The organism is Bradyrhizobium jicamae, assembly GCF_018130695.1.
Taxonomy (GTDB): Bacteria; Pseudomonadota; Alphaproteobacteria; order Rhizobiales; family Xanthobacteraceae; genus Bradyrhizobium; species Bradyrhizobium jicamae_B.
In genome coordinates, this window is sequence record NZ_JAFCJX010000027.1 from 18,214 (window position 1) to 36,350 (window position 18,137).

At 64.8% G+C, this 18,137-nt stretch carries 17 protein-coding genes; 9 read left to right on the forward strand and 8 right to left on the reverse strand.

Annotated features, from left to right (window positions below; translation table 11 throughout):
* Nucleotides 1-14 precede the first annotated feature (14 nt).
* Complete coding sequence (locus tag JQ604_RS31365) at nt 15-4,127, reverse strand: VCBS domain-containing protein (RefSeq protein ID WP_349631164.1); 4,113 nt, start codon at nt 4,125-4,127, stop codon at nt 15-17.
* Nucleotides 4,128-4,615: 488 nt separating this feature from the next.
* On the opposite strand from JQ604_RS31365, the gene JQ604_RS31370 reads away from it, so the two are divergent.
* The 3 genes from JQ604_RS31370 (at nt 4,616) to JQ604_RS31380 (ending at nt 7,465) form a co-directional block, all read left to right on the forward strand.
* Nucleotides 4,616-5,233: a FecR family protein gene (locus tag JQ604_RS31370; RefSeq protein ID WP_249158935.1), complete on the forward strand. Its 618-nt coding sequence runs from the start codon at nt 4,616-4,618 to the stop codon at nt 5,231-5,233.
* Between the two features lie 62 nt (nt 5,234-5,295).
* Entirely contained in the window at nt 5,296-6,156 is an 861-nt protein-coding gene (locus tag JQ604_RS31375) for a tetratricopeptide repeat protein (RefSeq protein ID WP_212364575.1), read from the forward strand.
* A 100-nt stretch (nt 6,157-6,256) separates the two neighbouring features.
* The gene (locus JQ604_RS31380; RefSeq protein ID WP_212364576.1) at nt 6,257-7,465 is read left to right on the forward strand and encodes an MFS transporter; all 1,209 of its coding nucleotides are present in this window, start codon (nt 6,257-6,259) and stop codon (nt 7,463-7,465) included.
* Nucleotides 7,466-7,526: 61 nt separating this feature from the next.
* On the opposite strand, the gene JQ604_RS31385 is transcribed toward JQ604_RS31380, so the two are convergent.
* The 3 genes from JQ604_RS31385 to JQ604_RS31395 form a co-directional block, all read right to left on the reverse strand.
* Complete coding sequence (locus JQ604_RS31385) at nt 7,527-8,492, reverse strand: sensor histidine kinase (protein WP_249158937.1); 966 nt, start codon at nt 8,490-8,492, stop codon at nt 7,527-7,529.
* Between the two features lie 96 nt (nt 8,493-8,588).
* Nucleotides 8,589-9,587: a L,D-transpeptidase family protein gene (locus JQ604_RS31390; RefSeq protein WP_212364577.1), complete on the reverse strand. Its 999-nt coding sequence runs from the start codon at nt 9,585-9,587 to the stop codon at nt 8,589-8,591.
* Between the two features lie 128 nt (nt 9,588-9,715).
* Nucleotides 9,716-10,108, reverse strand: a complete 393-nt coding sequence (locus tag JQ604_RS31395) for a response regulator (RefSeq protein WP_212364578.1) — start codon at nt 10,106-10,108, stop codon at nt 9,716-9,718.
* A gap of 155 nt (nt 10,109-10,263) precedes the next feature.
* Between JQ604_RS31395 and JQ604_RS31400 the strand changes: the two genes are divergently transcribed.
* Nucleotides 10,264-10,695: a hypothetical protein gene (locus JQ604_RS31400; protein WP_212364579.1), complete on the forward strand. Its 432-nt coding sequence runs from the start codon at nt 10,264-10,266 to the stop codon at nt 10,693-10,695.
* Nucleotides 10,696-10,750: 55 nt separating this feature from the next.
* Here JQ604_RS31400 and JQ604_RS31405 read toward each other — a convergent pair whose 3' ends face one another.
* Complete coding sequence (locus tag JQ604_RS31405; RefSeq protein ID WP_212364580.1) at nt 10,751-11,149, reverse strand: RidA family protein; 399 nt, start codon at nt 11,147-11,149, stop codon at nt 10,751-10,753.
* Nucleotides 11,150-11,229: 80 nt separating this feature from the next.
* On the reverse strand, nt 11,230-11,373 hold the full coding sequence (locus tag JQ604_RS31410; protein ID WP_212364581.1) for a hypothetical protein: 144 nt from the start codon (nt 11,371-11,373) through the stop codon (nt 11,230-11,232).
* 217 nt (nt 11,374-11,590) lie between these two features.
* Between JQ604_RS31410 and JQ604_RS31415 the strand changes: the two genes are divergently transcribed.
* Entirely contained in the window at nt 11,591-11,761 is a 171-nt protein-coding gene (locus JQ604_RS31415) for a hypothetical protein (protein WP_212364582.1), read from the forward strand.
* Nucleotides 11,762-11,843: 82 nt separating this feature from the next.
* Complete coding sequence (locus JQ604_RS31420; protein ID WP_212364583.1) at nt 11,844-12,734, forward strand: MBL fold metallo-hydrolase; 891 nt, start codon at nt 11,844-11,846, stop codon at nt 12,732-12,734.
* Between the two features lie 7 nt (nt 12,735-12,741).
* Here JQ604_RS31420 and JQ604_RS31425 read toward each other — a convergent pair whose 3' ends face one another.
* Nucleotides 12,742-13,260 (reverse strand): MarR family winged helix-turn-helix transcriptional regulator, encoded by a 519-nt coding sequence (locus JQ604_RS31425; protein WP_249158939.1) that lies wholly within the window; start codon nt 13,258-13,260, stop codon nt 12,742-12,744.
* 97 nt (nt 13,261-13,357) lie between these two features.
* On the opposite strand from JQ604_RS31425, the gene JQ604_RS31430 reads away from it, so the two are divergent.
* From JQ604_RS31430 to mdlC, 3 genes are all read left to right on the forward strand, one after another.
* Nucleotides 13,358-14,311: an alpha/beta fold hydrolase gene (locus tag JQ604_RS31430; protein ID WP_349631165.1), complete on the forward strand. Its 954-nt coding sequence runs from the start codon at nt 13,358-13,360 to the stop codon at nt 14,309-14,311.
* Between the two features lie 34 nt (nt 14,312-14,345).
* Nucleotides 14,346-15,560, forward strand: coding sequence for an ABC transporter substrate-binding protein (locus tag JQ604_RS31435; RefSeq protein ID WP_212364584.1), 1,215 nt, complete (start codon nt 14,346-14,348; stop codon nt 15,558-15,560).
* Nucleotides 15,561-15,711: 151 nt separating this feature from the next.
* Nucleotides 15,712-17,340, forward strand: a complete 1,629-nt coding sequence (gene mdlC / locus JQ604_RS31440) for a benzoylformate decarboxylase (protein WP_212364585.1) — start codon at nt 15,712-15,714, stop codon at nt 17,338-17,340.
* Between the two features lie 7 nt (nt 17,341-17,347).
* Here mdlC and JQ604_RS31445 read toward each other — a convergent pair whose 3' ends face one another.
* The gene (locus JQ604_RS31445; protein WP_212364656.1) at nt 17,348-18,094 is read right to left on the reverse strand and encodes an SDR family NAD(P)-dependent oxidoreductase; all 747 of its coding nucleotides are present in this window, start codon (nt 18,092-18,094) and stop codon (nt 17,348-17,350) included.
* Between the last annotated feature and the right edge of the window lie 43 nt (nt 18,095-18,137).

The window sequence follows — 18,137 nt, forward strand, 5'->3', positions numbered from 1 at the left end:
TGGCTGCAATCCTTTCAAACAATCAGATCGTGCGTCGCATGGTTCACGTGCCCATGACCCGCCGCGTGATGGCTGTGCAGAGACAAATCATCGGTCGGCGTCTCCGCGACCGTCGTATCCTGGTGCGCAACACCATCGTCGTGATGATCGGCCGGTGCCGGGGTGATATCCGCGACATCGACGGGGTCTGAATGTTTGGGATTTGGCATGTTGTCCTTGAAGTGGAAGGTGTCGCCGAGATCGGCCGTATCGGTCGCCTTTGCGCCGTTGCCAGCGCCATTGCCATGTGCGCCATTGTCATGTGGGCTATTGTCATGCGTATCGGCGGTCTCGACTGCGCCGGCATTTGCCGGATTCGATTGCGGCGATTCCGCGTGCCCCTTCGGCCCTGAATGATCCTGCTGTTGATGGTTCGACGGCTGGTCTTTCTGGTCGAGCGCGGCGACCGACTCCGTCTCGGCCTGAGTGTGGGAATGGCCGTTCCCGCCGCCATGCTCCGGAGTTGCGCCATGGTTCTCGGACTCGACGGTTGAGATCGGGACGATGACGATCGTAGTGGCGGTCAGCCCACTCGGCGGCACTGCGGCCACATCGCCGGTCGTCTTCAGCGTGCTGCTGTCTGTCGCCTGATCGAATGTGAAGTTGTCGTGCGTCACGGTGTGAACGCCGTGCGGCACCACCGTCGGTGCGCTTTCCGGAGCAGTCAACGCTTCCGCGTCGAAGAGTTCGGTCGCTTGCGTCGAGCTACCGGAACTGGTCAATCCGGTCGCGCCCAGGCTTTCTTGCGCGGCATCGAAGCTGAACTGCGTGCCGGTCGTTTCTGCGCTCCAGATCCCGTCGGCGGCCAGCGTGCCGCCGGTTGAATCGGACGAAGCATCGGTGGTGGTCGTCGTGGCCAGCGCCACGAGATTCTCTGCCGTTGCGGCCAAGGCGAGATCGAGTGGATCGGCGGCCGCCACGATCGGCGCCGCGGACTGATCGGTGACGAAATCCGAGGCCTGGACACTCACGATCCCCTGCAGGTGGATTTCCACCAGGTTTGAATCGCCGACGTTCAGCGCCTGGTCGGTCGGATTGACGTACACGATGGTTTCATTGCTCGCGCCGTCATAGCGCCAGGCAATGGTATGCGGCGGCACGGTCGTGTTGGTGGAGCTCAACGCCATGAAGGCAAGCGCGCCGAGCGCCGTCAGATCGATCCGGTCGGAGCCCAGGCCGAAATCGGTGATGGTGTCGAATTGACCCGCATGGGAATCCACCGCGGACAGATAGACGAAGGTGTCGTTGCCATTGCTGCCGGTGAGAAGATCGGCACCAAAGCCGCCGATGATCGTATCGTCGCCGTTGCTGCCGCTGATCGTATCGCTTCCCGAGCCTCCGTAGATCGCGTCGTTCCCGCCATTGCCCTTGATGGTGTCGTTGCCCGAGCCGCCATAAAGGACGTCGTCGACGCCGGTTCCGTTGATGGTGTCGTCGCCGGCTCCGCCATAGATGATCTGGGTGACGCTACCGCCGCCCGCGATACTGTCGTGTCCGGGCGTGCCGTGGACGAGCGGCGGATCGACCACCACGACGCTCCCTGTGGCGAGATTGTCGAAATCGTTGGGGTCGGCGTCACTGGCGCCGTGGATGGCGATCGTCACCACCTGCGCCGTGCCGTCTGCCGTATGCACCGTGAAAGTGTCGGTCAGCGTGTCGCCGACGTTGAGCGCATCCACCACCGGGTTGGCGTTGTCGAGCGTGAACGTCCAGATGCCGGCGGCCGTCATCGTGAAGGTGCCGTAGCCGCCGTCGCTGCGCGTTGCGGTGCCGACCGCCGCAAAACTGTTGGCGGTGTTGTCGAGGTCGGTGTCGGTGAGCGTGCCTGTCGCGACCGGGATGCCGCGCGAGATGCCGCCGGCTTCGGTCACCGAGCCGGTCGCGACGCCGGAAATGATCGCGGCGTCGTTGCTGCCGTTGATGGTGATCGTCACCACCTGCGCCGTTCCGTCGATCGTGGTCACCGTGAAGCTGTCGATCAGGGTGTCGCCGACATTGAGGGCCTGCACGGCGCTGTCGGAGTTGTCCAACGCATAGGTCCACACCCCGCCTGCCGAGATGGTGAACGTGCCGTAGCCGGCCGCGCTCACCGTCGGGGTGGTCACCGCCGCGAAGCTGTTCGCTGCATTGTCGACGTCGGTGTCGGTCAGCGTGCCCGATACGATCGGCGTGCCCTGCACGGCGTTGGCGACGCCGCCGGCCTCGAGCACGGCGCCGGCCGTGCTGCCTGAAATGATCGCCGCATCGTTGCTGCCGTGGATGGTGACCGTCACCAGCTGCGGCGTGCTGTCGATCGTGGTCACCGTGAAGCTGTCGGTCAGCGTGCCGCCGGCATTCAGCGCCTGCACCGCGCTGTTGGTGTTGTCGAGCGTGTAGATCCACACGCCCGCGGCCGTCATCGTGAAACTGCCGTAGCCGCCCGCGCTCGCCGTCGGCGTGTTCACGGCCGTGAAGCTGTTGGCGGCATTGTCGAGGTCGGTGTCGGTCAACGTGCCGGATACCGTCGGCGTGCCGGGCAAGCCATTGGCGACGCCGCCCGCCTCGGTCACGGCGCCGGCCGTGGTGCCGGAAACGATCGCCGCGTCGTTGGCGCCGTGGATGGTGATCGTCACCAGCTGCGGCGTGCCATCGATGGTGGTCACCGTGAAGGTGTCGGTCAGCGTGTCGCCGGCATTGAGCGCCTGCACCGCGCGGTTGGTGTTGTCGAGCGTGTAGGTCCACACGCCATCCGCCGTCACGGCAAAGGTGCCGTAGCCGCCGGCGCTTGCCTTCGAGCTGACCAGCGTGAAGGTGTTGGCCGGGTCGTCGACGTCGGTGTCGGTGAGTCTGCCTGATGCCGTGGCGCCAACCGCGGCATGGGCGGCATCGCTGGCCTCGGTCGCGGAGCCGGTCGCGGTTCCGGAAATATGGGCCGCGTCGTTGACGCCGTTGATGGCGATCGTGAAGGTCTGGCTGGTCGAGAGCGTGCCGTCCGAGACCGTGATGACGAAGCTGTCTGATGTCGGCGACTTCAGCGCGTTGATCGCATCGCTGTCCGGGACGAAGGTGTAAGCGCCGCTCGCACTGTTGAGGTAAAGCGTGCCATAGGGGCTGCCCTCCGACACATCATAGGTCACCCCGTCCAGCACGGTGGTCCCACCGGTGCCTCCGCTGATGCCGAAGACCAGCGTGCCGGCATTGGTGCTGGTGGCGTGGAACGTTCCCGATGTCGCGGTGAAGGCGTCGAACACCACCGTGTCGATTTCGGTCGGCCCGGCCGGAGCGAACAGCGACGGCGGCAGCTTGATGGGAATGAAGTCAAATGTAGGGAACACGATCGCCGGGAGCGACTGCTGCTCGATCTGGTCACTCTCGATAAAATTGATCCGCTGCGGCGCCGGCGCACCGACTGACGGAGGCGTGCTCGATCCGTTGTTCATCTCATTTTCGAGATTGGCAAGCAGATCCCGCTGCGCCGCATGCAGCTCCGCCATTCGCGCCGCCGAGTTCGTGAACTGATCAACGCTGACCGAGGAGCCCTTCCTGGTCAGGACGATCGTCTGGCCGGGATCGTCGACGATGATGTGCCGCGGGTTCAGCTCCTTGGTAACCAGCTCGAAGCTGCCGTGCTCGAAATCCTTGTAGGTGATGCTGTCGTCATCCAGCAATGTGACGTTGGGATCCGCGGCTTGCGCCTCATTCAGCAAGGCGAAAGTCAGCGCTGTGAGCGACAGCATTCCGAATCCACCGGCGGCCCGTCCGCGAATGCTGCCGACGGGCGTATCGATCCGCAACGCGCCGGTCCTTGCCGCCTCGCCCGGCATGAAGGCGAAGCTGCCTCGGGTCACCGCGAGCCCGGCCGATTGCGGGAGACCGCCGGGATCACAGATGAATTCGTCGAGCACCACGCGCGTGCCGGCGGACAGGTTGAACACCGTGCCATCGATGAAGCGAATTCCGATACGCGCACCTGCTGCGGTCTCGATCGCGTCGCCCCGGCAGACCGGGTCGCCAGCCATGACGTCAACGGCAATGCCGCAGGCGCGCGTCAGCGTCGCACAGCCGATCGCTGTTTGAACATGGGCGATGATCTCTCGAGGCGCGGCCACAATGGCCGGTTCCTCGGTGCGGGACGAAACAAACATCGGCCTTGCCCTCGCCTGCTGAGGAATTCAGCCCCAGCGTGGTTGCCGCAATTGTCCTGCTCTGGCTTGCCGCACCACCACGAGGTAAGAACATTTCCGCTGGCAGCCGTCGGCAACCGCAAGACGTCCTGATCAAAAACTTCATCGGCTGAGGAAGGACGCGTTCAACGCAGCGTCGACGGATTGCACCGCCGCGAAGCACGGCCCTTGTCCGAAACATTGTCGTTATTTCTCAAGCCAGAGTACGGCGTTTTGGGTGATGGCACAGTAAGCTGGCTCACGGGGCGGGCGCCATGAAGAGGTACCCCTTTTGGATAGCTGGCCGGCAGCAGCCGGCCGGTACTAGATGTCCTGCCGCGCGTGGCCGATGGCTCGCGCGCCTATCGGCTGTTGCGCGAACCGGATCTTCTCAAAGGGGGGAGATCATGTGTACACATAGGATTGCGGTCTTGATGACGAGCCTGGTTCTGGCGCTCGCCGGGTCCGTGCCGGGCCCCGCTCGAGCCCAGACCAATTCGGCCCAGCCGGCCGTACAGGAGCTGGCGAAACCGATCGGGAAGGTCGTCGCCGCCACAGGCTCGGTCATGATTCAACACACGGGCGCGACGGTCGTTCAGGCCAATGTCGCGGGTCAGCCCGTTCAGGCCAAGGTCGGCGACCTCGTCTATCTCGGCGATGTGGCCCTGACCGGTGCCGATGGCCGGCTCGGCATCAACTTTGCCGACGGCAGTTCGTTCACGCTGTCGAGCAACGCACGCATGGCGCTGGACGAGTTCGTCTACCAACCGAACGGCAAGTCCAACGCGAGCTTCTACAATTTGACCAGGGGAACGGCCACCTTCGTTGCCGGCCAGGTCGCGAAGACCGGCGACATGAAGGTCGATACGCCCGTCGCCACCATGGGCATTCGAGGCACCACGCCACGCATCGAGATCGGCGATGACGGCAATGTGCGGTTTTCCACGCTGATCGAAGAGAGCACGCCCAGGACGGTCAGAAGGCGCGTCCCGGCCGCCGCCCCGCAGCCCGAGCAACCCAAGTTCAATCCCAGGATCTGTCGCGGCTGCTAGTTCATCAACGTGGCGTTGCGCCGCCTGTCATCGTCTGATCTTCCGCGATCAGGGAGCCTGTCATGGGACGTCGTGCAGCAGGCGGCATCATCGAGGGCGCGGCGGCCGTCCTGGTCATGCTGTCGCTCGAGTCATCGGCAGCCGCGCAGGCTCCGGGCAGGGACGACTATCTCAAGAACATCGAGCTGTGCAACGGCTCGAGCCGGATCTCGCTCGACGCCCGCATTGATGGCTGCACGGCGATCATCCGCGCCGGGCAGCGCTCCACGAATGCATTGACCATCGCCTACAACAATCGCGGCAATGCCTATGCCGCAAGGGGAGACTACGACCGCGCCATCGAGGATTTCGACGAGTCGATCAAGCTCGATCACAGCTACGCAAAGCCCCTCAACAACCGCGGCGTGGCTTACCTGAGGAAGGGCGAATACGACAAGGCGATCGAGGCGTTCGATGAAGCGATCAAGCTCAAGGCGAATTACGGCGAGGCGTTCGCCAATCGGGGTGAGGCCTACCTGAAAATGCAGGCCTATGATCGCGCCACGCGGGATTATGACGAAGCCATTCGTCTCAACCCCACCCTGGAAGCGCCGTGGAACGGACGTTGCTGGACGCGCGCCATCACCGGCCCGCTGCAGGCTGCCATGGAGGACTGCAACAAGGCGCTTGCGTCCGGTTCGAAAAGCGCCGCGGCGTACGACTCGCGCGGGCTGATTCAGCTGAAGCTCGGCAACTTCAGCAAGGCTGTCGATGATTATGGCTCGGCGCTGCGTCTCGATCCGAAGCTGGCGAGCGCGCTCTATGGACGCGGGCTCGCCAGGCGCAGACTGGGCGACGAAGCCGGCAGCAAACGCGACATCGCTGCGGCGCAGACCATGCAGGCAGGGATCGGCGACGAGTTCGCGCGTTACGGCGTCCGATAGCGTCTGTCGAGCGGCGGCACGATGCCGCCGCGTGGCAATGCCGCAGGAACGCAGCGCCCCACTCGCGCGTTGCTCGCCGGACACGCAGCATTCATCAGACATGGCTCACGACGAAGGACGATCCGCCAAATCGGCACGGCTGTGGCCGCTGCTGGCTGTGAATTTCTTCATGGCGGACATGCAGTCCGGGATCGGGCCGTTCGTCGGGGTGTTTCTCCAGGCCCATGGCTGGACCAGCGGGCTGATCGGCACCGCGATGACACTCGGCAACGTCGCGGGCATGGCGATCCAGACACCGATCGGCGGGTTGATCGACACCACGAACAGCAAGCGCGCCTGGGTGATCCTCCCCGGCATCGCTGTCGTCGTGGCCTCGGCCATCATCCTGGTGTCGCAGAATTTCTGGGCGGTCGCGCTGTCCCAGATCGCCACATCGATCGCAGGCGCGGCGATCGTTCCCGCGGTCACCGGCATCACGCTCGGTATGGTGAAGCAGCGCGGCTTCAACCGGCAGAACGGCCGCAACCAGGCCTTCAATCACGCCGGCAACATGGTCGGCGCCGCGGCGTCCGGCTATCTCGGCTGGCAATATGGCTACTTCGCCGTCTTCCTGCTTGCCGCGCTGTTCGGCCTCGTCACCATCACCTGCGTGCTGATGATCCCGGCGCAGAACATCGATCATCGCGCCGCGCGCGGCAAGGAAGAGGATCCGGACAGCGAGCCGAGCGGCTTCACTGTGCTGGCTCGGCACAAGCCGATTCTCGTGCTTGCGCTCGCGCTCGCCGCGTTTCATCTCGGCAACGCGGCGATCATGCCGCTGTATGGACTTGCGGCCGTTGCCGACGCGCAAATCAATGGGCCGGGATTCGTCGCCACCACGATCGTGGTGGCACAGGCCGTCATGATCGTCACATCGATCGTGGGCATGCGCGCAGCTGAAGCGCGCAACTACTGGCCCGTCCTGCTGGCATCCTTTCTCGCCCTGCCGATACGCGGCGTGCTCGCCTTCTTCCTGTCGGGCTGGTGGGGACTGCTGCCGGTGCAAATTCTCGACGGCATCGGCGCCGGCCTGCAGAGCGTCGCCGTCCCCGGCATGGTGGCGCGTTCGCTCAGCGGCACCGGCCGGGTCAATCTGGGGCAAGGCGCCGTCATCACCGTGCAGGGCATCGGCGCCTCGCTCAGCCCGGCGCTCGGCGGCTGGATTGCGCAATGGGTCGGCTTCCAGCCGGCCTTCCTGATCCTGGGTGGAATGGGTCTGGCGTCGGTCGCGCTGTGGATCGCCTGTCGACCGATCGTGCAAAAATACTGAGGTGGATCACGCGCATCGAATTCATGGCCGCAAGATCAACTTCGTCCCGTTCGGCCGAGCGTCAGCCAGAAGAAACGGCAACGCGAGGTGCTCGCACGCGCGCGCATACGCCCGGCTGCAGTTCCTCGTAGACGAGCGTGCCGCCGAGTTGCTGGGTCAGCAGCATGATGATGCGCGAGCCGAGCCCGGAGCCATCGGTTTCGCTGTGTCTGCCAACGCCATTGTCCGACACCTTCACCTCGATCTCCTCGGCCGCGCTGAGACGGACCGCAACATGCCCGGGCCGGCCATCGGGAAACGCGTATTTCAGCGTGTTGGTGACGAGCTCATTGACGATGATGCCGATCGCGAGCGCCTGGTTGTTCGGCAGCACGACATTGTCGCTGGCAACATCGAAGGCGACCGGGCCGGACGGTGCGAGCGACTGGAAGATCTTGTCGACGACGTCAGCCAGGAAGTATCGCATGTCGACCAGCCGGGAATCTTCCTTGACCGAAAGATGATCGTAGACTTCGGCGGTGACCTGGATCCGCCGCGCGGTATCCTGCAAAGCTGCGGCCACCGCCGGCTCCGCATTCCTGGCCTGCAGACGGATCATCGCGCTGAGCACGGCGAGATTGTTCTTGGTGCGATGCGCCATCTCCTGCAGCAGCAACGCCTTGGTCTTGTCGGCCTGCATCACCCGCTTCATCTCCAGCCGGAGAAACTCCGCCACGACGGCGGTGCCTGCGGCCGTGACCAGGAAAAGACCGTTCGAAGAGAAGTATTCCACGCCGACGTCGGCCCGGTAGCTGAGATAGGCTCCCACTGCGACGGCGATCGCGGCGGAGACGATGCCGGTGCCGCGATCGAAGATCAGGCCTGACAGGAAAACGCCGGGCAGCAGCAGGAAATAGCCGGGATATCCCGTCAACATCTGCAGCGCGATCTGCATGACCGCGCAGACCAGCATGATCGACATGGCGATGCAGTGTCGGACCCAGAGAGGCAGTCGATGCTCCAGCAGCAGCGGATAGAGCTTGTTCATCATAATTAAAACGAATCGGCCGGCGTCGCCGTTCCTGTCCAGCTCACGGCATTTTCAGATCAGCGCGAGGAACATTTGCGGCCGCTATCATCGCCGTCATCGCCCGCCCTCCACGAACGCGACCGACGTCCCCTTCGCAACCCTGGCCGCGACGCGCTCGGCGTCCCAGTTGGTGAGCCGGACGCAGCCGTGCGACTCCGCCTTCGAGACCTTGCCGGGCGACGGCGTGCCGTGAATGCCGTAGCCGTCTGCGGACAGGTTGATCCACACCGTGCCGACGGGATTGTTGGGACCCGGCTTGATGGTGAAGGGTTTTCGCGAGCGCACGCCCTTGAAGCGATAGGCCGGATTGTAACGGTAGTAGGGATTGCGGCTGACCTCGATCACCTTCAGCGTCCCCGACGGCGACGGCTTCTCTTCGCTGCCGACGGTCGCAGGATAGAATCCAATCAGCGCGTTCGACTTGTCGAACAATTTGACCGTCTGCCGGCTCTTGTCGACTTCGACCCGGTCGGCTTTGGCCGGCGCCTCGGTCGCTGCTGCCGCCGTGTCAACGACGACGATGATTTCACCCGCACGGTCGAACGGTCGTCCGGGATTGAGCGCGGCGAGCAACTGCTCGCTCATGTGGAATTTCTCCGCCAGCCCTTCGCGCAGGCTGGTGTAGCCGAGCTTCGGAATGTCCTTCATGTCGTCCATCTTTGCGGGCAGCTTGCGCAGGAACGGACCGGCGGCATCCTGCTCGGTAATGGTGTAGTTCGTCGTCACCGGCCGATCATCCGCGCGCAGCGCCTGCCAAACGTCGTCGGTCACCGTGTCGGAGCTCGGCAATTGCCTGGCGTCGGTGAAGGCGCGTAGCGCCTTCTTCGCATTCTCGCCGAACCTGCCATCGATCTCGCCGGGCGAAAAATGCGCGCGGTCGAGCAGCACCTGCAGCCGCACGCCCGCCGGCGTCGGCTTCTCGTTCGACAACGCCTTCTTCGACGGCTCGGCGGACTCGATGGCCGTCGCGTTCAGCTCGACACCGAACGCGGGGCCGACCACCAGAAGCGCGGTGAGAAGCACGCAGACTTGTCTCGCCCTGTTCAGCGACATCGCTGCTCCTTTCGCGCGATTGCGTGCAACAAGAACAAGCCTGCGCGTACGACGTTCCGAGAACCGGGAACGTTTGCCGGTTTTTCCCGTTCTTGGGCTGCAACGCAGTTGCTGCGTCACGCATGCACTCAGGCTTGCGGAGCGGGTGGCGACGTCGTGTTCAGAAGCTGGGACAAAGCAGTGACGAGCTGCGCGGGCACGAACGGCTTCTGCAAAAGGATGCTGCCGGGGACGCCTTGCGCGGCCCATTCATCGGCCGCCGCGCCCGTCATGTAGATGACCGGAAAGGCCGGGTCTGCTTCGCGCGCGCGGCGGGCAAGGTCCCAGCCGCTCATCCGGTCGAGATTGACGTCAGTGACCAGCGCGCGGAAATCGAAGATGTGGCTGGACAGCAGCGTCGCCGCCTGTTCGGCCGACGACAGGATTTCCGGCTTGAAGCCAGCCTCCAGCAAGGCCTCCTCAAGCACGCCCTGCAATGGGTAGTCATCCTCCGCGATGAGGATCCGAACGGAATCTGTCACGGCATTGCACCCCGAGCTCGATCGGACTCAACGCCTTGGCCGGCCTGGGGTTTCGAGGAAATGTTCAAAAGTGAACACAGCGAATTGTGCGATTCGGGCGGAACTGTTGTAGACTGCAGCCCACAAGCCCCTGCTTCGCTCAAGAGGGTGATCGCATGTTGTTCGACTCCATCGCCATCGCCGCCACCATCATCGTGCTGTTTCCGATGGGCTTTTTCCTGTTGTCCTCCCCCGCCTTCCTGCTGGTGAAACTGGATGTCCCGGAAGTCACCCAGCTGTTGCGCGGCCTGTTCAACGCGCATTTCCTGATGGTGGGCATTCTAGGCATGATCGGGACGCTCGCCTATGCGCTGGCCGGCCGGTGGACGTTCGCCGTCGGCATCGGCCTGGTCGCGGCGTTCGCGGTCTGGGGGCGCGGCTGGTTCCTCGAGCAGATGGATGCGCAGTTGATCGCACGGGACGCCGGCGATGCCAATGCGGTGCGCCGGCTGCGACGGCTGCATTGGGGCGGCATGCTGTGCAACGCGACCGTGCTGGCCGTGCTGGTGCGAAGCATTCCCTACATCATGCCCACGACGACGTCGTAGCTCACCACACGCATGGACGGCGCCCAAGCGGGATTGAGCGCCGGTGGAGATTTGATCACCGCGCCCGCGTCACCGCGGTGAGATTCATCGTCAGCAGCACGCCGGGCTTCGGCAGCTCCTTGACCGACACCACCGTGCGTGCCGGCCGGTGGTCGCCCATGCCATCGACATAGGCCGCATTCATCGCTTCGAAGTCGGACATCTCGAGCAGGAAGACGTTGACGTGCGTGACATGGCCGAGATCGGAGCCCGCGGCCTCCAGCATCACCGCGAAGGATTGGAGAATGCGCCTCGTCTGCGTCGCGACGTCGTCGCCGACCAGACGCCCCGTGGCCGGATCGAAGCCCGCCGTTCCGCCGATCCAGATCAACTCACCGACCTTGGCGACATGGCTGTAGGGGCCAATCGGGGTCGGCGTATCAGGCGGCGTGAGCGTTTCGACGCGGGATCTCATGGGAGTGCCTCGGTTAACGACATCCCATTATGCCGCACGAGCGGCGGCAAGACGCGACGAGAATTGTACCGAGAGCAAGATCAGGCCGCGCGGTCCTGCCGGTCCCGCTCGGCGAGCGCCTGCTCGATCTTGCGCTGGACGGCCGCGGTCGGTCGTCCGTCCCGCTGAAGACGGCGGAGCTCGTTCCACAACCGGATGATGGCCTGATCTGTTTCGACGTCCATGGCGCACGACTCACATGAGAGCGGCATTGTGAACGAAACAGGAACAATATTCAAGCCGGCAACCGGCCTCGCCGGCCGCATTTAGGAACGGGCGACAGGTCCGGACGTTGGTCCGGCGAGCGATACCACGAAGGAGAAATCCCGAGGACATATCCGCTCAACATAAGCCCCGTCAGTCACAACGTTGACTGGCGGGGTTTTGACGAGGAGGCCTCCCATGTACGCATTGTTCGAGGGCGCCACGCAGATCGGACCGCCGTTCCCGACCGAAAAGGAGGTGTGGGAGGCTGCGCTGATCGAAGGCCTCGTCACCGACGTTCCCGTCGCGGACGAGGAAGGCGGCCAGGTTCTCCCCAGGGGCTATCACGTCGCGCGCGTTCCGGAGTAGCGACGCGCTTCGATTTTTCGCTAAGGCATCCCCTCTCCCTGCCATGCTATCCTGGGTCGAAACCGGGCCACGGGGGGCTGTCATGCGCTTTGCGATCGGGGATGCGACCGTCGACATCATCGTCGACGATGACGATTTCACCCTCCCGCTGACGGGCTACTTTCCCGACCGCGATGTCGGTCTGATCGAACGGCATCGCGGCGTGCTGGAGCCTGACTATCTCGACCTCGCCGGCAACCTCGCCAAATTCGCGATCCAGAGCTTTGTGCTGCGGATCGGCGGACGCACGCTGCTGATCGACAGTTGCATCGGCGAGCAGAAGAACATCCCGGACATCCCGTCATGGCACCAGCGCCGCGACAGCGGCTTTCTCGACAGGCTGCGCCGCGCCGGCGTCGACCCCGCCGGGATCGACCTGGTGTTCTGCACCCATCTTCATGTCGATCACGTCGGCTGGAACACGCGGCGGGAGAACGATCGCTGGGAGCCGACCTTTCCCAACGCGCGGTATCTGTTCGGCCGCCGCGAGCTCGCCGACTGGATGACGCAATATCATGCGGGCAGCGCACTGCCGATCCACGCGCGCGCACTCGAGCAGAGCGTGATCCCGATCGTCGAGGCCGGCCGCGTCGATCTCGTCGATGACGGTTTCGAGCTCGGCCCCGGCCTGCGGCTCGTTCCGCTGCCCGGGCACACCAATGGTCAGATGGGACTGATGGTAGATCATGCCGGGGAACGCGCGATCTTCTGCGGCGATGCCGTGCACAACCCGCTGCAGATCTTTCAGCCCCGCCTGTCGACGTCCACCTGCGTCGATCAGAACGTCGCCGCCGACACCCGCATGAAGATCTTTGCGGAAGCCGCCGACAGCGGCCGGCTGGTGGTGCCCGCGCATTTTCGCGGCAGCCGCTGCGCCTGTGTCCGCGCCCGCGGCAGCGGCTTCGAACCGGTGTTTTCCTGCCGCCCCAAATGAGCCGCCGTCACAGCTCGTCGAGCGCCGACCATTGCGGCACGTGTTCGGCAAGCTTGTCGAGCAGCCCTTCGAACAGCTTGCGTTCGGATGCGCTCAGGCATGACAGCATCGCCCGCTCGCGCTCGCGCAAGGCGGGGATATATTTGGCATAGAGCGCGCGGCCGGCCGGCGTCAGGTACAGGAGCTGGCGGCGGTTGTCCTTCGCATCGACGTCGCGGCGAAGCAGCTTCTTCTTCTCCAGCGCAATGATGCCGCGGCTGATATTGGCCTTGAGGTGTCCGGAGAACTCGCAGATGTCGCTCGCGGTGACGCCCTCGCGGAAATTCAGGAAGATCAGCGTGACGATTTCGGGCCGTGTGATGCCGAACTCCATCTCGATCTTCCGGAACGAAGGCTCGCGATAGAAATTCAGGACGTAGCCGATCTTGTAGGCGATCCTGATCTCGGTGCCGCCGAGCACGTCCCTGGCGCGGTCGGCGCCCTCTTCTCGATCGGGCTTCGCCGCGCCATTTTTAGATAGTCTCATATGTGACTTTCTCATTGCCTTCCGGATCGATCTCATCCTAACATCGCGCCGGAATAGAACAGAAGTTACAGAACAGAAGTTTGGGAGATCGCCAGCCGTGAACAAGGCGGGACCTGTCGCGTCCGCGCGACGGACGGATTTGCTGTGCGCGCAGGGGCCGTCGTGCTTCTACGCAGGGACGGAGGCGCATCCGATCTATGTCGATCACGTGCGGCCGCCGGCGGGCGCGGCGGCGAAAACGCCTGTCGTGATGGTGCATGGCGCGGCCCATACCGGCGCCTGCTACATGGCAACCCCTGATTTGCGCCCGGGCTGGGCACAGCGATTCGCAGGCACAGGCCGCCATGTGTTCGTACCGGATTGGCCCGGCCATGGCCGCTCGCCGCAGCGACCGGATTTTCCGACGCTGGGCACTGAAGACGTGGCGAATTCCCTGCTCGCACTGCTCGAGGAGATCGGCCCCGCCGTGCTGCTGGTGCATTCCGCGAGCGGACCGATGGCGTGGTGGATGACGGAGCGGCGGCCCAACCTGATCCGCGCGGTCGTCGGCATCGCGCCCGGCCCGCCCGCCAATTTGCTGAAGGATTTGCCTGACGATCCCGTGGCGATCGCGGCGCTGCGGGATGATTCCAGCGCCGGCCGGCCCGTGCATGCCGCCGAGGATCGGCCGGTCTGGCTGAACGCCGAATTTGCGGCCGCCTCCTGGGCCAATACACCGCGCTTCCCGCAAGCTGCGTTCAAGCATTATTTCGCGTCGATCGTCGCCGAGAGCCCGCGCATCCTGAACGAGCGTTTCAATATCGGCGGCCGCGGCCTCAGGGTCGACGATCCCAACAGGCTGTGCGACCACGACATCCTGATCGTCACCGGTGAGCTTGATCCCCGTCATCCACGCGAGGTCGACGCTGCGACCGCGGCCTGGTTCGGCGCCGACTTCGTCTGGCTGCCCGACCGCGGCATCACCGGCAACGGCCACATGATGATGATCGAGGACAACAGCGACGACCTCGCCGCGCTGATCCTGGAATGGCTCGATAGCGCGGGCTGCTGACACGACAACGCAAGACAATCCGGAGGAGATGGAGATGAGACCGAACCTGCTCGGCGCAGCCCTGATCGCACTGCTCGCTCCTATGACGGCGCAGGCGCAGGTCAGCGGCGATGTCGTCAAGATCGGCGTCCTCACCGACATGGCCGGCGTCACCGCCGATGTCACCGGCAAGGGCTCGCTGGTCGCCGCCGAGATGGCGGTTCGCGAGATCGGCGGCAGCGTGCTCGGCAAGCCGGTGCAGATCATCGCGGCCGATCATCAGCACAAGCCCGACATCGGCACCGGCATCGCGCGGCAATGGTTCGACGTCGACGGCGTCGATGCGATCGTCGACGTGCCGAATTCCGGCGTCGCGCTGGCGATCCAGGGCCTCGCCCGCGAGAAGAAGCGCATCGTGCTGTATTCCGGCGCGGGCACCACCGCGCTGACCAACGAGCAATGCTCGCCCTACGGCGTGCACTGGACCTACGATACTTACGCGCTCTCGCATGGCACGGCCTCGGCGGTCGTCAAGGCCGGCGGCAATTCGTGGTTCTTCCTCGCCGCCGACTACGCGTTCGGCCAGCAGCTTCAAAAAGACGCCAGTGACGTGATCACGGCTGCCGGCGGCAAGGTGGCGGGCGGCGTCCGTCATCCCCTCAACACGCCGGACTTCTCCTCTTTCCTGCTGTCAGCGCAATCCTCCGGCGCCAAGGTGATCGGCATCGCCAATGCCGGCAGCGACACCATCAATGCGATGAAGCAGGCCAACGAGTTCGGCATCGTCAAGGGCGGCCAAAACCTCGCGGCGATGATCCTGTTCCTGCAGGACATCCACACGCTCGGCCTGGAAGCCGCGCAAGGCACCTATCTGACCACCGCATCGTACTGGGACCTCAACGAGGCGACGCGGGCCTGGTCGAAGGAGTTTCTGGCGAAAACCGGCATGCCGCCGTCGATGCTGCAGGCCGGCGTGTACGGCGCGGTGCGGCATTATCTGAAAGCCGTCGCGAAAGCCGGCACCGACGACGCCGACAAGGTCGCCGCCGCGATGCGCGAGCTTCCGATCGACGATGTGTTCTCGCAGGACGCAAAACTGCGCGAGGACGGCCGCGTGACGCGCACGATGTATCTGGCACGGGTCAAGAAGCCGTCGGAGTCGAAGTATCCCTGGGACTATCTGGAGATCGTGCGCCCGATCCCGCCGGAGGAAACCGTGTGGCCGCTTGCCGAAAGCAAATGCCCGCTGGTCAAGGGCACCTCGCGGTAACCTGCTTCGCGGCATCCTCATCTTGACTTCGCCGGGCAATCCATCGAGAGGTGGGTTGCTTTTGCCGTCGCTGAACGGCTAAGGCGGATCAATCGTCGCTCACATTCGGCGCAGCGGCGGAACACAAGAAGAGATCAAGGGGAGCCGCCCGATGTCGTCCCGCAAGCCCGCCGCGACGAAAAACAAGACCGTCACCGTCAAGGACGCCACCTTCGGCCTGCTGCGCGCCTTCGGCATCAAAAAGGTGTTCGGCAATCCCGGCTCGACCGAGCTGCCGTTCCTCAGCGACTGGCCCGACGACATCGAGTATGTGCTCGGCCTGCAGGAAGCATCCGTGGTCGGCATGGCCGACGGTTACGCGCAGGCCACCGGCAATGCCGGCTTCGTCAACCTGCATTCGGGCGCCGGCGTCGGTAATGCGCTCGGCAACATCTACACCGCGGATCGCAACCAGACGCCGCTGGTGATCACCGCAGGCCAGCAGGCGCGCTCGATCCTGCCGCTGCAGGCTTTTCTCTATGCCGAGCGCGCAAGCGAGTTTCCGCGGCCTTATGTGAAATACAGCGTCGAGCCGGCGCGGTCGGAGGACGTGCCGGCCGCGATCGCGCGCGCCTATTACGTTGCAATGCAGCCGCCGTGCGGGCCGACCTTCGTCTCGATCCCGATCGACGACTGGACCCACCCGACGCAACCGGTGGAAGCGCGCCAGGTCAGCCGCGAGCTCGGGCCGGATCCGGCTGCGATGAAGGCGCTGGTCAAGGCGCTGGCCGACAGCAAGCGGCCGGCGCTCGTCGTCGGCCCCGGCGTCGATCGTGCACGCGCGGTCGATCTGATGGTTGAGGTTGCGGAGAAGGCAAAGGCTGCGGTGTGGGTCAGCCCGTTCTCGGCGCGCTGCTCGTTCCCGGAACGGCATCCGCAATTCGCCGGCTTCCTGCACGCTTCGCCGGGCCAGCTCTCCGAGGCGTTGCGCGATCACGACCTCGTCGTCGTGATCGGCGCGCCGGTCTTCACCTTCCATGTCGAGGGCCATGCCGCGATCTTCGACGGCGGAACCACGATCTTCCAGATCACCGACGATCCGACGGCGGCTGCGGTGACACCCTCCGGCCAAAGCATCGTCGCCACCATGAAGCCGGCCCTGACGATGCTGCTGGAGATGCTGCCGGAGACGAAGCGCGCCACGCCCGCCGGCCGCACGCTGCCGCCGGCGCCCACTGCTGCCGATCCGCTGCCGGTCGAATATGTCCTGCATGCACTCTCCAGCGCGATGGGCCCTGACGACGTGCTGGTGGAGGAGGCGCCCTCGCACCGGCCTGCGATGCAGAAGGTCATGCCGATGCGCGGCCAGGACAGTTTCTACACCATGTCGAGCGGCGGCCTCGGCTACAGCCTGCCCGCCGCCGTCGGCATGGCGCTCGGCCGCGGCAAGGGACGCACGGTCTGCCTGATCGGCGACGGCTCGGCGATGTATTCGATCCAGGCGCTGTGGACCGCGGTCCAGCGCAAGCTGCCGGTGACCGTCGTGGTGCTGAACAATTCCGGCTACGGCGCGATGCGCTCGTTCAGCCAGGTCATGCAGGTGCGCAACGTGCCGGGTCTGGAATTGCCCGGCATCGATTTCGTCAAACTCGCCGAAGGCATGGGCTGCGACGGGGTGCGGGTGAGCAAGTCATCGGAGCTCGTCAGCGCCTACCAGCGCGGGCTGTCGCACAACGGCGCGAGCCTGATCGAGGTGATGGTGGATGCCGCCGTGCCGCTGCTCTACGCAAAGAAGGATTAGCACCGACTCAGGACGCCAGAAAGCCTCCGTCCGCCGTCAGCACGTGGCCGACGACATAGGATGACGCGTCCGAGAGCAGCCAGACGACGGCTTCCGCGACCTCTTCCGGCTGTCCCATCCGCCGCAGCGGCAGCCCCGCCGCGACGCTCGAGACATCGCCGACACCGGAGCGGAGCATCATGTCGGTGACGACGCGGCCGGGCGAAACCGCGTTGATCCGGACACCGCGCGGGGCCGCCTCCATCGCCGCCGAGCGCATCAGCGAAATCGCCGCCGCCTTCGAGGCCGAATAGAGCGACAGGCCGGAATTCGGATTGCGCACACCGCTCACCGAGGCATTGACGACGATCCTGCCCTCGCCGCGCGCGAACATCACCGGAAGCTGATGGCGAAGGCAGAGAAAGATCGAACGCACGTTGGTATCGAAGACGTCGTCATAGACGGCGCTGCCCTGCTGCTCGATCGGCGCGCGCTTCTCCTGGAAACCGGCGTTGTTGAAGGCGACGTCGAGCCGGCCATGGCGTTCGATAGCCGCTTCCACCAGACGGGCCACATCCTCCTCGCGGGTCACATCGGCCTTGATGGCAAGCGCCTGTGTGCCCAGCGCCTGGCAGGCCTCCACCGCGGACTCAAGTTCGGCTTCGCGGCGGCCGGCGATCAGCACCGCCGCAGCACCTTCAGCAGCCATTTTCAGCGCCGAGGCTCGGCCGATGCCGCTGCCGCCGCCGGTCACCAGACAAACCTTTCCACGCATCCGCTCGCCCGGGCCGAGTGAATTTTTGACCGGCAGAACCTCG

What these genes read in the sequence shown, in the direction of transcription:
- JQ604_RS31390 (WP_212364577.1), bottom strand. Translation starts at nt 9,587, where the DNA reads ATGTCGCTGAACAGGGCGAGACAAGTCTGCGTGCTTCTCACCGCGCTT.
- JQ604_RS31435 (WP_212364584.1), top strand. Translation starts at nt 14,346, where the DNA reads ATGAGACCGAACCTGCTCGGCGCAGCCCTGATCGCACTGCTCGCTCCT.
- JQ604_RS31410 (WP_212364581.1), bottom strand. Translation starts at nt 11,373, where the DNA reads ATGGACGTCGAAACAGATCAGGCCATCATCCGGTTGTGGAACGAGCTC.
- mdlC (WP_212364585.1), top strand. Translation starts at nt 15,712, where the DNA reads ATGTCGTCCCGCAAGCCCGCCGCGACGAAAAACAAGACCGTCACCGTC.
- JQ604_RS31370 (WP_249158935.1), top strand. Translation starts at nt 4,616, where the DNA reads ATGACGAGCCTGGTTCTGGCGCTCGCCGGGTCCGTGCCGGGCCCCGCT.
- JQ604_RS31375 (WP_212364575.1), top strand. Translation starts at nt 5,296, where the DNA reads ATGGGACGTCGTGCAGCAGGCGGCATCATCGAGGGCGCGGCGGCCGTC.
- JQ604_RS31415 (WP_212364582.1), top strand. Translation starts at nt 11,591, where the DNA reads ATGTACGCATTGTTCGAGGGCGCCACGCAGATCGGACCGCCGTTCCCG.
- JQ604_RS31445 (WP_212364656.1), bottom strand. Translation starts at nt 18,094, where the DNA reads ATGCGTGGAAAGGTTTGTCTGGTGACCGGCGGCGGCAGCGGCATCGGC.
- JQ604_RS31400 (WP_212364579.1), top strand. Translation starts at nt 10,264, where the DNA reads ATGTTGTTCGACTCCATCGCCATCGCCGCCACCATCATCGTGCTGTTT.
- JQ604_RS31405 (WP_212364580.1), bottom strand. Translation starts at nt 11,149, where the DNA reads ATGAGATCCCGCGTCGAAACGCTCACGCCGCCTGATACGCCGACCCCG.
- JQ604_RS31380 (WP_212364576.1), top strand. Translation starts at nt 6,257, where the DNA reads ATGGCTCACGACGAAGGACGATCCGCCAAATCGGCACGGCTGTGGCCG.
- JQ604_RS31420 (WP_212364583.1), top strand. Translation starts at nt 11,844, where the DNA reads ATGCGCTTTGCGATCGGGGATGCGACCGTCGACATCATCGTCGACGAT.
- JQ604_RS31425 (WP_249158939.1), bottom strand. Translation starts at nt 13,260, where the DNA reads ATGAGACTATCTAAAAATGGCGCGGCGAAGCCCGATCGAGAAGAGGGC.
- JQ604_RS31385 (WP_249158937.1), bottom strand. Translation starts at nt 8,492, where the DNA reads ATGAACAAGCTCTATCCGCTGCTGCTGGAGCATCGACTGCCTCTCTGG.